Below are 13,468 nucleotides of genomic sequence, written 5' to 3'. Positions count from 1 at the left end.
ACCAACGGAGACGCCCTCAGCTGTCGGGCAGGGCCATGACCACGTGGGCCAGTTGCACCCGGGAGTTGATCGCCAGTTTGCGGAAGACCGCCGTCAGGTGCGTGTTGACCGTGTGCGGGGACACCACGAGCAGGTCCGCGGCCGACCGGTTGGTGTGGCCCTGGGCGATGAGGCGCGCGATCTTCTTCTCCGAGGCCGTGAGAGCATCCCACCCCTGTACCGGGCGCTGTACGGGCGCTGCCCCGCGGCCGGCGGCCCCCGCGTCCCGCAGGGCTCGCTGGACCCGTGCCGCCGCGGCGTGGGCGCCCGACTCGGCGAACGTGGCACGGGCGTCGGTCAGCGCGGCCACCGCCCGCCGCTTCCGGCCCGCCGCCAGGAGGGCCTGTCCCAGATCCGCGGACGCGGCCGCCCGGACCAGCGGGCGGGGGCTCGCGCCGAGCAGCTCCACGGACCGTTCGAGCAGGGCGGGATCGTTCCGTACGAGCCCGAGGGCCTGGGCCGCGAGGCCCGTGGCGGTCGGCACGGCGGGGTTGCGTCCGGCATGGGCGCCGGCCTGTGCGGCGAGGTCCTCGGCCAGCTCCTGGTCCGCCCCGCGCAGGGCCATGCGTATCGCGGAGTCGACCCAGTCGCGCAGCAGCCGCCAGCGCATGAAGGCCCCCTCCCGCTGCACCTGCCGCACCCTGTCGACGGCGAGGCCGAGGTCCCCGTCCGCCTCGGCGTGGACGGCTTCCAGGAAGCGCACCGCGGCCGTGTTGCCCGGGTTGGGTCTGGCCGCCAGTCTCTCCCGCGCCGCGACCAGATGCTCCCGCGCCGCTTCCCGGTCGCCGCGCAGCAGAGCGATCCGGGAGCGGATCACGCGGCCGTTCACCTGCTGGACGGGTACCCGCACCTCGTCCTCCAGGTGTTCCATGGTCGCGAAGCCGGCGTCGGCGTCGTCGAGCCGGCCCAGGCCCAGGTCGTGCTGGCCCTGGGCCCACAGCAGCATCGCCTGACGCGTCGTCCCGGCTTCCGTCGCCCGCAGGAGCAGCCGCCGCCCGGTCGCGAAGTCGTCCACATGCAGGTGCGCGACGATCTCTTCGGGCAGGAAGGCGGGGTCGATGGCGCTCAGCGCGGTGAAGCGCTCCAGCGCCACGGCGTTCTCACCCGCGTTCAGCGCGATCTCACCGAGCCCGGACAGGGCCAGGACGTGTGCCTCCCGGTCACCGACGCCGGTGGCGGCACGCAGCGCTGCCTCGCCCGCCTCGCGCGCCGCGGCCAGATCCTGCTCCCGGGACAGGGCCAGGGTGCGCAGGGCGGCCAGCCTCGCCGCGATCTCCGGGGCGGCGCCTCCCGTGGCGAGGGCGGCTTCGGTCCGGCGGCGCAGTTCGCCGGCGAGGTCCATGTTCCACAGCGTCCCGCCGAGGGCGGCCTGCAGCCGGCTGAACACCTCCAGCGGTGGCCGCCCGGCCAGCAGCCCGTCGCCGGTGGCCAGGGCCTCCCGGCTCCGGCCGGCCCGGGTCAGGCACAGGATCGCCTGTTCCCCCACCGCGAACCTCGACGGCCGTGCCGACGGCACCAGCTCCAGGGCCCGCGTCATGAGGTCGGCCGCGAGGTCCGGGGTGACCGGCAGCACGTCGTCGGCCGCGCGCCGCAGCAGCGCCACGGCTTCCTCGTCTCCGGGCAGGGCGCCCCGCAGGACGTGCGGCACCGCGTCGACCGGCCGGTGGCCCGCGGCGACAAGACCGCGCGCGGCCTCTCGGTGCAGTGCCTTGCGGGCCGACGGCAGGATGTCGGCGTAGACCGCCTGGCGCAGCAGATCATGCCGGAAGACCAGGTGATCGCCGTCGTCGTCCAGGAGCCCCGCGCGCACGGCCTCCTCCAGCGCCGCGATGAGGGTGGCGGGCGGCCGGTCGCAGAGCGCGGCGGCGTCGTGGAAGCCGAACCTGCGCCCCAGGACCGCGCCCATCCGGAGGAAGCGCAGGGTGTCGGGCTCCAGGGACCTCAGCCTGCCGCGCACGCCCACCACGAGCCCCGGGGGCACGAGGGTGTCCGAGGCCTCGGAGGTGCGCAGACCCGCGAGCATCTCGACGGCCAGGAACGGGTTCCCGCCCGCTCCGTCGAGCAGTTCCCGCACCCGCTCGCCGGCCGCCGCCCCGAGCGCGTCGTCGGCCAGTTGGGCGATCGCCGCGCCGGTCAGGGGACCCAAGGGCACGGTGACGGTCGTGAGGTTCCCGGCCGCGGCCGCGACGATCTCCTCCGACGGGCCCGCGGGCTCCCGCCGCCCGGTCAGCAGCCACAGCACCGGCGAGGTCCGCAGACGCGTCGGAAGCTGCTGCAGGGCGAACCGGCTCAGCGGATCGGCCCATTGCACGTCGTCCAGGCCGATCAGCACCGGCACGCCGCCCGCTCTGCCTTCGATCACTTCGGCCAGGCGTTCCACCAGCCAGATCCGCTGGTCGTGATGGCGGGCCAGATCGGCGAAGGCATCGCCGGACAGCAGGGGCCGCTCACCTCGCAGCACGCAGGCCGCCAACGACGACAGCGGCACGATGTGATGCAGCTCATCGGCCTTGCCGACACCGACGGAGAACCCCGCCGCCCTGGCCTTGGAGACGGCTTCGGCGAGCAGTGTGGTCTTGCCGATGCCGGGTTCGCCCTGAACGAGCGCCAACCCGCCGCCTCCGGTGCGGGCCACGGTGGCGATCAGTGCGTCGAGCTCTCCGAGCTCGGCCTCCCGGCCACGCAGACCGCTGCGGGACAGCGGACCGCCTGCTCCTGCCATCTCTACGATCCACCCCACGCGCATTGGCCCGCCGAGGCCGCTCTCCCACCGCGCCGACGGCCGGCACCACCTTCCGGGGGCCTTGTCTCTCCACGCACTCTAACCGTTCCCTGCGTGCACCCGGACGGCCGCCCGGCCGTGGCAGCGATGCGCTCAAGGGCCACACAGGGCGAGACGTCCGCCCTGGCGTGATGCCGTCCCGTGCCGCGCATGCCGCGGACGCCGGGCAGGCCCATCACCACTCCGCTCGGGCGGTGGCGCCGAAGCCGGCGCTCCTCCGGACTCGGCCCGTTCCTGGGCGGCGTCACGTGCCCAGGCCGGCGTCCCGCGCCCGGGTCATGGCGTCGTCGCGGTTGGTGACCTGGAGCTTGGCGAAGATGTGGGACACGTGGTTGCGTACCGTCTTGTCCGACAGGACCAGGTGGCGGGCGATCCGCCGATTGGTGTGCCCGCGGGCCAGCAGGTCGAGGATCTCCCGCTCCCGGTTGGTGAGGTTGGGAAAGGCGAGCCGGCCGGGGAAATCGTGGATGGCGGAGAAGTACGTGCCCAGCCGTTCGGCGATGGAAGCGCTGAAGACCGCCCCGCCCTCGGCCACCGTCCGTACCGCCCGCAGCAGTTCGTCCCGGGACACCTCCTTGGCCACATAGCCGTGGGCCCCCGCGCGCAGCGCCGCCACCACCTCGTCGTCGTCCTCGTACCGGGAGACGACGAGCACCCGCGGCCGGTGGCCGGCGGTTTCCGAGGTGATCGCGCGGATCGCCTCCACCCCCGGCATCCGCGGCAGCCGCAGGTCCATGAGGACCACCTGCACGGCGGGCCCGAGCCGGGTGACGGCCTCCACCGCCTCCTCGCCGCTGCCGGCCTCCCCGACCACCGCCAGATCGCCTTCGGAGTCCAGCGCGACCCGCAGCCCCTGGAGGAACAGGGGGTGGTCGTCGACGATCAGCACCCCGACGGTCATTCGGAATTCTTTTCGCCAAGTGTGGCCATAAGTCCCCCTTTTGTGCATGCTGCGAACAAGGCTAGATCTTCCGGCTCTCCGTCCGGAAAGTCATTTCCGGTCGGCTGCGTGGCCGTTCAAGGGCGTTTCCGGGCCCGGTGAAGGTCAGGGGAATCGAACGCCGGTAGCCAGTGGGCTCTGGTGTACGAGTGGTGTGACCGGTGCGGTCTGCTTGTCGTAGGAGTTTCCGCTGGTTCAGTTGCTCGTCGGGCGGGTGGGTCTTCCGGTGCGCTCTCCGTGTCGGGGCGCGGATGCGACGTGAATGTGACGTAGGGAACTCGCGCGGGGGAGGGCGGCCGGCGAACGCCTCGCGATGCTTGCGTGCGCGTTATATTGCGAATGCTGGTATCCGCGGAGTGGTAATATCTACGTGTGCAAGCTGTTGTGATGCGCCGATACGGATCGGCAGACGTTCTGGAGCGGGCCGACATTCCCGACCCCAAGGTCGCGCCGGGTGAGGTCCTGGTCCGGGTGAAGGCGGCCGGGGTGAACCCGGTCGACTGGAAGCTGGCCGCGGGCCACCTCGACGCGCTCATGGAGGTGCGCTTCCCCCTCGTCCCCGGTTGGGACGTGGCCGGGGTCGTCGAGGCCGTCGGGTTCGACGTCGACGAGTACGCGGTGGGCGACGAGGTGGTCGGCTACCTCCGCAAGGACCAGATCCAGTCGGGCGCGTACGCCGAGCTGGTCTCGGCCCACGTACGCCTGCTCGCCCCGAAGCCGGCCGCCCTGAGCTGGGAGGAGGCCGCCGCTCTGCCGCTGGCCGGACTCACCGCCCACCAGGCGGTCCGACGCGTCGGCGTGACCGCGGGCGACACCGTGCTGGTGCACGCGGCGGCCGGCGGCGTGGGATCGCTCGGCGTGCAGATCGCGAAGGCGCTGGGCGCCCGGGTCATCGGCACGGCGAGCGAGGCCAACCACCCCTTCCTCAGGGAACTCGGCGCCGAGCCGGTGACCTACGGACCCGGACTCGTCGACCGGGTGCGTGCCCTGGCCCCCGAAGGGGTCGACGCCGCGCTGGACTTCATCGGCGGTGACGCCGCCGACCTCTCCCTCCGCCTGCTCGGCAGCCCGCGGCGGCTCGCGTCGATCGTCGACGACGCGGTGCTCGCCAAGGGCGGTCACTACGTGTGGGTGCGTCCGGACAGTGCCGGCCTGGCCGCGCTCGGGGCCCTGGCGGACGCGGGGCGGCTGCGCGTCCCGATCGCCCGCGTGCTGCCGCTCGCCCGGGCCGCCGAGGCCTGGCGGCTCAGCCAGGAAGGCCACACCCGGGGAAAGATCGTCCTCCGGGTCGGCTGACGGCGCCGGTCCGGCGGCGTCCGCCGCCCCCGGAAGGCCGTACGACGCTTGATGTTCCTCCTCACCCCTACCAGGAGTTTTCTGTGAGTTCTCTGTTCGAGCCCTACACCCTGCGCTCGGTGACCATCCCCAACCGGGTCTGGATGCCGCCCATGTGCCAGTACTCCGCCGCCCCCGAGGGCCTGGCCGAAGGCGTGGCCACTGACTGGCACTTCCAGCACTACGGCGCCCGCGCGGCGGGCGGCACGGGCCTCGTCATCCTGGAGGCCACCGGCATCTCGCCCGAGGGCCGCATCTCCCCCCAGGACCTCGGCCTGTGGAACGAGACGCAGGCCGGCGGACTGCGCCGCATCACCGACTTCCTCAAGAGCCAGGGCACCGTCGCGGGAATCCAGCTCGCCCACGCCGGCCGCAAGGCATCCACCAGCCAGCCCTGGCAGGGCGACCGCCCGGTCGGGCCGGACGAGCACGGCTGGACCCCGGTCGGCCCGAGCGCCGAGCCGTACCCCGGTCTGAAGGTCCCGCACGAGCTCACCGTCGAGGAGATCCGCGAGACCCTCGACCAGTGGCGTGCCTCCGCCCGGCTCGCCCTCGCCGCCGGCTTCCAGGTCGTCGAGATCCACGGTGCCCACGGCTACCTGATCGGCAACTTCCTCTCCCCGCACAGCAACCGGCGCACCGACCAGTACGGCGGCGACTTCGACAACCGCATCCGCTACGCCGTCGAGGTCGTCGACGCCGTGCGCGAGGTCTGGCCGGACGACCTCCCGCTCTTCTTCCGCCTGTCGGCCACCGACTGGCTGGACGAGGGCGGCTGGACCCCGGACGAGTCGGTCGCCCTGGCCCGGGTCCTGACCGAGCACGGCGTGGACCTGATGGACGTCTCCACCGGCGGCAACGCCGGCGGCGTGACCATCCCGGTCGGGCCGAACTACCAGGTGCCGTTCGCCGCGCGGATCAAGCGGGAGACGGACATGCCGGTGGCCGCCGTCGGTGAGATCTCCGACCCCGGCCAGGCGGAGAAGATCCTCGCCGCCGGTGAGGCCGACGCGGTCCTGATCGGCCGGCAGCTGCTGCGCGAGCCCACCTGGGCCCGGCGCGCCGCCCGGGAGCTCGGCGGCGACGTGCGGATCCCCCCGCAGTACGGCTGGCGCCCCTGACCGACCCTGACCGGGCGCTGACCGACTTGTGCGCTTTATGGTGGTCCGGTGCGAATCGTTCCTCGCTGGGCTCTGCTCTCCTCCGGGTGCGCGCCCGTCCTGCTCATCGCGGGCTGGACGATCGCGGCGGCCCTGGAAGGGCCCGGCTACGACCCCCTCACCCGGACGATCAGCGTCCTGGCGGCTTACGGGGCGCCCGGGTACTGGGTGATGAACGGGGCGCTGGCCGCCCTGGGCGTCTGTCACCTGCTGACCGCCTGGGGGCTGCGGGCCGCCGCCAACGCCGGCCGCCTGGCACTGGGCGGCGGCGGGGTGGCGGCGTTCGTGGTGGTGGCGCTGCCCGCGCCGAGCAGCGGGGGGTCCCTGCGCCACGGCACCGCGACCGTGATCGGTTTCACGCTCCTCGCGGTGTGGCCGGTGCTGGCCGCGTGGGGCGGCGGCGCGGCTCCCTGGGCCCTGCGGCCCGGGCCCGCTGTCGCCGCGAGCGCCCTGATGGCGGTGGGCGGGGTCTGGTTCATGATCGAGATGCAGCGGCAGGGGGCCGCGGGGCTCGCCGAACGGGTGGTGACCTCCATGCAGTCCGTGTGGCCGTTCGTCGTGGTCACCTCGTGTCTCGCCCGCTCCGGGAGCCGCTCCCGGAGGCGGGACGAGCAGCCGGCCGGGCATCCGTAGGCCGTGCCGTTACCGCAGGGCGCCGGTCCGTCAGTGGTGCCAGGGCAACCGGCGCGGCTCGGCCGGGACCCGTCCGGCGAGCAGATCGGCGACCAGATCACCGAGGCCGAGCGGGCGAACGGCCTCGGTGCCGCCGGTCAGTTCGTCCACGGTCCACCAGCGGTGCCCCGCGTGGTGGCGGGCCTCGTGCTCCTCCTGGCCGCCGGTGTCGACCTCGTGGTCCGTGACCCGCAGATGGAAGAAGACGTCCTGGAAGAGGCCCACGGCCCAGCCCAGGTCGGCGTGTCCGGACGTCTGGGCCACGGGGGAGCCGAGCGCCTCGGGCGCGACGGACAGCCCGGTCTCCTCGAACAGCTCCCGCGCGGCGGCCTCCGCGAGGGTCTCGCCCTCCTCGACGCCCCCTCCGGGAGTGGACCAGTCGTGTCCCCTGCCGGGAGCGTCCGGGTCGGTGTGGGACTTGAGCAGCAGGACCCGGCCCGTCCCGTCGACGAGCACGACGCGGGCGGAGCGGCGGCGGTACGTTTCCTGATCGGGCACCGCGTCAGCCTAGGCGATCGGGCACCGCGTCGGGCCAAAGGATCGGGCACCGTGCCAGGCGAGAAGGCCGGGCACCGCGCCAGGCCGACGGCCTCATGAAGGCCGTAGAGGTCACGACCCGCTCGGCCCGCCCGCCGTCCACTCGCCCGGCCCGCCGCCGCGCCAGTCGATCAGCCGCGAGCGGACCACGTCCATCTCGTCCCAGCCCTGCAGCCCTGCCTCCTGAAGGAAACGGGCGACGTCCCGCACGCTGTACGCCCGGCCGAGTATCTCGCCGTCCACCCGCACGCGCCGGGCTCCGTCGTCGTCGGGCGGGTACACGGTCACCGGGTGCGTCGCAGCCATGTCACCAGCGTGCGGGCGGCGGCGACGGTACGCACGCGGAACGCGGGCCCGGCGGTCCGGGTCCCGAGGGCAGACCCTCTGCCGCAGGTGAGCGCGAGAGGGTTAGGGTCGTCATCGTCTTGTCGATGCGGAGGGGGACGCGGAGTATGCGCGGGACAGTGACCGCGGTCAGCAGCAACGGTGAGTACTCCTTCACCAAGCCCAACCGGCCGAGCATCACCCTGCTGGCCGGCCTGGGGGTGGAGGGCGACGTGCACGCCGGCGTGACCGTCAAGCACCGGTCGCGGGTCGCGCAGGACCCCACCCAGCCGAACCTGCGCCAGGTCCACCTCATCCACGAGGAACTGTTCACCGAGGTCGGCGAAGAAGGCTTCGAGGTCGCGCCCGGCGAACTCGGCGAGAACGTCACCACCCGCGGCATCGACCTGCTCGGCCTGCCGGCCGGCACGCTGCTGCGCCTCGGCGACACGGCGGTGCTGGAGGTGACCGGTCTGCGCAACCCCTGTCTCCAGATCGACGCGTTCCAGGACGGCCTGCTCAAGCGGGTGGTGGGCCGGGACGAGGAGGGCAGGATCGTGCGCAAGGCCGGCATCATGACCATCGTCCGGGAGGGCGGCGTGGTCCGCCCCGGCGACACGATCACGGCGGAACCGCCCACCGGGCCGCACCGGCCGCTCGACCGCGTCTGACCCGCCACGACCCGGTACGGTGCCGCCGCACGCGCCGCGTCGGGCCGGTCCGGCGCGGCGAGCCCCTCGCACCACCCGTCTCAAAAACTTGCCCGCATGGCGAGACGGCATGGCTTCCGGAGGCTCATGTTCCGTATATTCGCACGCATGTCTGTCTCGGCTCCCTTGCTGTGCCTCGCGCTGTTCGCGAACTCCGCGTGGTGCGTCGACGACGGTCTCTGTCGCCCCTGAGACCCGTCCCGTCCGCGCCACCCGCGCCGTCGGGCGCCCCGTGCCCCCGCCCGTCGCCCCCGTGCACCACCCCGGAGACCATCCGTGACCACCGCCCCGCCCGCCGGGCCGGCCGCGCCGCCGCGCGTGCCCGCCGGCCTGTTCACCCCTTCCCCCACCTCCTCGGCCCGGCCGGACGCACCGCCCCTGCCCCCGGTCCGGCGCACGCCCCTCGCCGTGGCCGGGCTGCTGGCCGTGGCCCTGACCGCCTACGTGTGGTCCGCGCACGGTGCCAAGCCCGGCGTACTGCTCCTGCTGGGGCTCGGCCTCGGCGTCGCCCTCTTCCACTCCCGTTTCGGTTTCACCTCCGCCTGGCGCCAGCTGGTCGCGGTCGGCAACGGCACCGGACTGCGGGCGCACACCCTGCTGCTCGGCACCACCGCCACCCTGTTCGCGGTGATCATCGGTACCGGTACGGGGCTGTTCGGCTCCCAGCCGGCCCCCTCGGGCGGCTCGCTCGGCATCGGCCTCGTCGTCGGCTCGGCGCTCTTCGCGGTCGGCATGCAGCTCGGCGGCGCCTGCGCCTCCGGCACGCTCTTCGCCGTCGGCTCGGGACAGACCTCGGTGGTGCTGACCCTCGCCGGGTTCATCGCCGGCGCCACGCTCGCCGCCTGGCAGTTCGACCTGTGGAAGGACCTGCCGGCCTGGGACCCGGTCGTGCTGTCCGACCACATCGGCTGGTTCGGTTCCTGGGCGGTGACCATCGCCGCGCTGCTGGCGGTGGTGTTCGTCTCGCGCCGTGTCCAGGCCCGCCGCAACCCGCCGCCGCTCGGCCCCGTCCCCTCGGCGCGCGGCGCGGCCGTCCGGGCACTGCGCGGCTCCTGGCCCCTGGCCGCCGGCGCCCTGGCGCTGGCCGTGCTGGGCGCGGGCGTACTGCTGGTCTCCGGCGGCGCCTGGGGCGTCACCAGCGCCTTCAGCCTGTGGGGATCGGAGCTGGTGGGAGCGCTGGGCGGCCACCCGGAGAACTGGACGTGGTGGCAGCAGCCCGGCAACGCCGACATGCTGGCGGGCCCGGTCCTCGCCGACAAGACCAGCCTCACCGACATCGGCATCATGATCGGCGCGGCCGTGGCCGCGGCCCTCGGCGGCAGCTGGGCCCTGCACCGCGGCATCCCCTGGCGCACGGCGGTCGCGTCGGTGCTCGGCGGTGTGCTGATGGGCATCGGCGCCCGCCTGGCCGGCGGCTGCAACATCGGCGCCTACCTCGCGGGCATCGCCTCGGGCAGCCTCAGCGGCTGGGTGTGGGGCGCCGTCGCCCTGGCCGGCACCTGGGTCGGTCTCAAGCTGCGTCCGCTGTTCGGCCTGGGCAACCCCAAGCCGGGCGACGGCGTCTGCTGAACGGACGGCAGCCGTCCGAGGAGTGAGACGGTACGCGGGGGCGGTACGGCTGACGGTCCGTACCGCCCCCGCTTCGGTGGACAGCGGCCGGTCGACCGGGCCGGCCGCCGTGCCCGCCGCCCGAGGGACTCCCTCTGGACCGGGCGACGGGCGGCCACCATCCTGGTGAGCGCCGTTTCCGCAACCGGCCTCCAGTGAGGTGGCAGCAGTATGACCGTCGTCGATCTCGCCGCGCTCGGTGAGTCCTTCACCCGCGACCCGTATCCCGTCTACGCGCGCTTACGGGCCCAGGGCCCCGTCCACCGCATCCGGATGCCGGAGGGCATGGACGCCTGGCTCGTCGTCGGCTACGAGGCCGGACGCGCCGCGCTGACCGACCCCAGGCTCTCCAAGAACTGGGACAACGCGGCGCCCGCCTTCCGGCACGGCGCGATCTCCGCCGGCCCGCACATGCTCCGCGCGGACCCGCCCGACCACACCCGGCTGCGGAAACTGGTCGCCCGCGAGTTCACCGCGCGGCGCGTGGAACAGCTCGCGCCGCGCGTCCAGAAGACCACCGACGAACTCGTCGACGCCATGCTCGCCGCCCCCGGCGGACGCGTCGACCTGGTCGAGGCGCTGTCCTTCCCGCTGCCGATCTCCGTCATCTGCGACCTGCTCGGCGTCCCGGACCTGGACCGCCGGTCCTTCCGCACCTGGTCGAACGACGCACTGGGCGCCACCGACCCGGCCCAGCGCGAGGCCGCCGCCACCGCCATGGTCGGCTACCTGACCGAGCTGATCGAGGACAAGCGCCGGCACCTCGGCGACGACCTGATGAGCGCCCTGATCCACGGCTCGGACGAGGACGGCGACTCCCTCTCGCCGAGGGAACTCCTCGGGATGGCCTGGCTGCTGCTCGTCGCCGGTCACGAGACCACCGTCAACCTCATCTCCAACGGCGTCCTCGCCCTGCTCACCCATCCGGACCAACTGGCCGCCCTGCGCGCCGACCCGGGCCTCATGGGCAACGCGGTCGAGGAGATGCTCCGCTTCGACTCACCGGTGGAGACCCCGACGTACCGCTTCACCACCGAACCGATGACGATCGGCGGCACCACCGTGCCCGGCGGCGGCGAACTCGTCCTCGTCGCCCTGGCCGACGCCAACCGCGACCCCGACCGCTTCCCGGAATCCGGCCGCTTCGACATCACCCGCGACGCTCGCGGCCACATCGCGTTCGGCCACGGCATCCACTACTGCCTGGGCGCGCCGCTGGCCCGTCTGGAGGCCCGTATCGCCATCGGTACGCTGCTGGACCGCTGCGCAGGCCTGGACCTGGACATCCATCCGGCCGCGATCACCTGGCGCACCGGCATGCTGATCCGCGGCCCGCACAGCCTGCCGGTGCGGGTCACCCCGTAGCGGAGGCCGCGCGGGTGCGGGACGGACCGCACTGGCCCACGCTGGAAGGGCGACGGCCGGGAGCGGTCCGGTACGCGGGAGCCACGAGGGAGCGGGCCATGGCCAAGAGCCGGGACGAGGGCAAGGGGCTGAAGAAGGGCGACAAGGTCGCCTGGAGCAGCCACGGCAGCGAGACCGAGGGCAAGGTGGAGAAGAGGATCACCGAGCGGACGGAGGCGGCCGGCCGCACGGTGGACGCCTCCCCGGACGACCCGCAGTACGAGGTACGCAGCGAGAAGTCGGGCAAGGCCGCCGTGCACAAGCCGTCCGCTCTCAAGAAGAAGAAGTGACCGGCGTGGGCGGCGACCAGCACGAGGAGATCAGGGCCGACTTCGATGACCTGGTGAACATGACACCGGCCGACCTGGAGAGGTGGCTGTCCACCGAGGAGTCGAAGGACGCGGGGCAGCACAAGGACGGGGGAGAGTCCACCGGCCACGCCTCCGGCCGCCGGATCGTGGAGATCCTGCGCGCCGGCGAGGCCGGCCTCACCGACGACGACTACGCCCACATGCGCAAGGTCGTCGGCTACGTCCGCAGGCATCTGGCCCAGCGGCCGTCGGGCGACGTGTCGGACACCAAGTGGCGGTACTCGCTGATGAACTGGGGCCACGACCCGCTGGCGTGACCCCGGCCGGCGGCCGCCCGCGCGCTCACGCGGCTGCCGCTGTCTCCGGCTCACGGGGCGGGTCGGTCAGCTGCTCGCGCAGGTAGTTCCACACCACCGCGATCAGCGCGGCGACCGGCACGGCCAGCAGGCTGCCCACGATGCCGGCCAGACTGCCGCCCAGCGTCACCGCCAGCAGGATCACCGCGGCGTGCAGCCCCAGCCCGCGGCTCTGGATGATCGGCTGGAACACGTTCCCCTCCAACTGCTGCACCACGATGATGATGGCCAGCGCGATCAGCGCGTCCGTCGGCCCGTTGGACACCAGCGCGATGAGCACCGCGACGAATCCGGCGAAGAGCGCGCCGATGATGGGCACGAACGCGGACACGAACGTCAGCACCGCCAGCGGCAGCACCAGCGGCACCCCGAGGATCCACAGTCCGAGGCCGATGAAGACGCCGTCCAACACCCCCACCAGGGCCTGGGAGCGCACGAAGGAACCCAGGGTGTCCCAGCTGCGGGACGCGACGGCCGGGACGTCGGTGGCGAGCCGGCCGGGCAACTGGCGGGTGAGCCAGGGCAGGAACCGGGGTCCGTCCTTGAGGAAGAAGAACATCAGGAAGACCGCGAGCACGGCGGTGACCAGTCCGTTGACGACGGTGCCCACGCCCGTGGCGACGGTGTCGACCACACTGCCGACACTGTCCTGGACACGGGCCATCGCGGAGTCCACGGCACTGGTGATCTGCGCGTCACCGATGTTCAGCGGCGGCCCCGCGGCCCACTCGCGCAGCCGCTGGATGCCCTCGACGACGCCGTCGGTCAACTCGTCGGTCTGCGAGGCCATGGGTACCGCGATCAACGCCACCACTCCGGCGGCGGCCAGCAGGAACATCACGGTCACGGTGGACGCGGCCAGCGCCGGGTGCCAGCCGTGCCGGCGCAGGAAGCGGGCCGGGGGCCAGGTGAGCGTGGTGAGCAGCAGACCGACGACCAGCGGCCACACGACCGACCACATCCGGCCGAGCAGCCAGAGGGTCACCGCGAGCATCGCGAGAAGCAGCAACAGGTCGACGGAGATGCGAGCCCCGGTGCGGAGCGCGGCGCGGGTTCTCGCGGAACTCAACGTGACAGACATGGGGTTCACCCTATGGCTCCCGCCTCCCCGATTCAGCCGTCCCTGTCGCCGGGCTCCTGCGACGCCGCGTCCCACTCCTGCTGTGCACCCACGCCTTCGAGGACCTGGGACAGGCCCGTGATTCATCGGATTCTCATCGCTCGCCCATGGCGGCCCCGGGGGCCACCCGCGTTATCGTCGAGCAGCCAACCGGGGGGTCCAGAGCCGCA

General features: G+C 73.3%; 13 protein-coding genes. 8 read left to right on the top strand and 5 right to left on the bottom strand.

Annotated features, from left to right (window positions below):
- Positions 1 to 16 precede the first annotated feature (16 nt).
- Positions 17 to 2,761, bottom strand: coding sequence for an ATP-binding protein (locus tag ACIQR3_RS05540; RefSeq protein ID WP_403534506.1), 2,745 nt, complete (start codon positions 2,759 to 2,761; stop codon positions 17 to 19).
- Between the two features lie 304 nt (positions 2,762 to 3,065).
- Positions 3,066 to 3,722, bottom strand: coding sequence for a response regulator (locus ACIQR3_RS05535; protein ID WP_403534504.1), 657 nt, complete (start codon positions 3,720 to 3,722; stop codon positions 3,066 to 3,068).
- 426 nt (positions 3,723 to 4,148) lie between these two features.
- Between ACIQR3_RS05535 and ACIQR3_RS05530 the strand changes: the two genes are divergently transcribed.
- From ACIQR3_RS05530 to ACIQR3_RS05520, 3 genes are all read left to right on the top strand, one after another.
- Positions 4,149 to 5,057 (top strand): NADP-dependent oxidoreductase, encoded by a 909-nt coding sequence (locus ACIQR3_RS05530; RefSeq protein ID WP_403534501.1) that lies wholly within the window; start codon positions 4,149 to 4,151, stop codon positions 5,055 to 5,057.
- An 83-nt stretch (positions 5,058 to 5,140) separates the two neighbouring features.
- Positions 5,141 to 6,217 carry an NADH:flavin oxidoreductase/NADH oxidase gene (locus ACIQR3_RS05525; RefSeq protein WP_403534498.1) on the top strand — a complete coding sequence of 359 codons (1,077 nt, stop codon included), beginning with the start codon at positions 5,141 to 5,143 and terminating at the stop codon, positions 6,215 to 6,217.
- A gap of 48 nt (positions 6,218 to 6,265) precedes the next feature.
- Positions 6,266 to 6,889, top strand: coding sequence for a DUF998 domain-containing protein (locus ACIQR3_RS05520; protein WP_403534495.1), 624 nt, complete (start codon positions 6,266 to 6,268; stop codon positions 6,887 to 6,889).
- Positions 6,890 to 6,919: 30 nt separating this feature from the next.
- Here the strand turns inward: ACIQR3_RS05520 and ACIQR3_RS05515 are convergent, their stop codons facing one another.
- A complete protein-coding gene (locus ACIQR3_RS05515; protein WP_403534493.1) occupies positions 6,920 to 7,426 on the bottom strand; it encodes an NUDIX hydrolase in 507 nt (168 codons plus the stop codon).
- 111 nt (positions 7,427 to 7,537) lie between these two features.
- Positions 7,538 to 7,771: a hypothetical protein gene (locus tag ACIQR3_RS05510; protein ID WP_403534490.1), complete on the bottom strand. Its 234-nt coding sequence runs from the start codon at positions 7,769 to 7,771 to the stop codon at positions 7,538 to 7,540.
- Between the two features lie 146 nt (positions 7,772 to 7,917).
- Between ACIQR3_RS05510 and ACIQR3_RS05505 the strand changes: the two genes are divergently transcribed.
- From ACIQR3_RS05505 to ACIQR3_RS05485, 5 genes are all read left to right on the top strand, one after another.
- Positions 7,918 to 8,460 (top strand): MOSC domain-containing protein, encoded by a 543-nt coding sequence (locus tag ACIQR3_RS05505; RefSeq protein ID WP_403534487.1) that lies wholly within the window; start codon positions 7,918 to 7,920, stop codon positions 8,458 to 8,460.
- A gap of 315 nt (positions 8,461 to 8,775) precedes the next feature.
- Positions 8,776 to 10,068 carry a YeeE/YedE family protein gene (locus ACIQR3_RS05500; protein ID WP_403534483.1) on the top strand — a complete coding sequence of 431 codons (1,293 nt, stop codon included), beginning with the start codon at positions 8,776 to 8,778 and terminating at the stop codon, positions 10,066 to 10,068.
- 210 nt (positions 10,069 to 10,278) lie between these two features.
- A complete protein-coding gene (locus ACIQR3_RS05495; RefSeq protein ID WP_403534481.1) occupies positions 10,279 to 11,472 on the top strand; it encodes a cytochrome P450 in 1,194 nt (397 codons plus the stop codon).
- Positions 11,473 to 11,570: 98 nt separating this feature from the next.
- Positions 11,571 to 11,801: a DUF2945 domain-containing protein gene (locus ACIQR3_RS05490; protein WP_403534479.1), complete on the top strand. Its 231-nt coding sequence runs from the start codon at positions 11,571 to 11,573 to the stop codon at positions 11,799 to 11,801.
- A 5-nt stretch (positions 11,802 to 11,806) separates the two neighbouring features.
- Positions 11,807 to 12,139: a DUF3140 domain-containing protein gene (locus tag ACIQR3_RS05485; RefSeq protein ID WP_403535433.1), complete on the top strand. Its 333-nt coding sequence runs from the start codon at positions 11,807 to 11,809 to the stop codon at positions 12,137 to 12,139.
- Positions 12,140 to 12,164: 25 nt separating this feature from the next.
- On the opposite strand, the gene ACIQR3_RS05480 is transcribed toward ACIQR3_RS05485, so the two are convergent.
- The gene (locus tag ACIQR3_RS05480; protein WP_403534477.1) at positions 12,165 to 13,259 is read right to left on the bottom strand and encodes an AI-2E family transporter; all 1,095 of its coding nucleotides are present in this window, start codon (positions 13,257 to 13,259) and stop codon (positions 12,165 to 12,167) included.
- Positions 13,260 to 13,468: the final 209 nt, after the last annotated feature.

The sequence above is a fragment of the Streptomyces sp. NPDC090994 genome, from assembly GCF_044768905.1.
Classification (GTDB): domain Bacteria; phylum Actinomycetota; class Actinomycetes; order Streptomycetales; family Streptomycetaceae; genus Streptomyces.
Note: the sequence above shows the minus strand (reverse complement) of the source record. Positions and strands in the feature narration are given on the sequence as shown.

Excerpts from the sequence above, each read along its gene's own strand:
- ACIQR3_RS05480 (WP_403534477.1), bottom strand. The coding sequence starts at position 13,259 with ATGTCTGTCACGTTGAGTTCCGCGAGAACCCGCGCCGCGCTCCGCACC.
- ACIQR3_RS05535 (WP_403534504.1), bottom strand. The coding sequence starts at position 3,722 with ATGACCGTCGGGGTGCTGATCGTCGACGACCACCCCCTGTTCCTCCAG.
- ACIQR3_RS05530 (WP_403534501.1), top strand. The coding sequence starts at position 4,149 with ATGCGCCGATACGGATCGGCAGACGTTCTGGAGCGGGCCGACATTCCC.
- ACIQR3_RS05505 (WP_403534487.1), top strand. The coding sequence starts at position 7,918 with ATGCGCGGGACAGTGACCGCGGTCAGCAGCAACGGTGAGTACTCCTTC.
- ACIQR3_RS05495 (WP_403534481.1), top strand. The coding sequence starts at position 10,279 with ATGACCGTCGTCGATCTCGCCGCGCTCGGTGAGTCCTTCACCCGCGAC.
- ACIQR3_RS05510 (WP_403534490.1), bottom strand. The coding sequence starts at position 7,771 with ATGGCTGCGACGCACCCGGTGACCGTGTACCCGCCCGACGACGACGGA.
- ACIQR3_RS05490 (WP_403534479.1), top strand. The coding sequence starts at position 11,571 with ATGGCCAAGAGCCGGGACGAGGGCAAGGGGCTGAAGAAGGGCGACAAG.
- ACIQR3_RS05540 (WP_403534506.1), bottom strand. The coding sequence starts at position 2,761 with ATGGCAGGAGCAGGCGGTCCGCTGTCCCGCAGCGGTCTGCGTGGCCGG.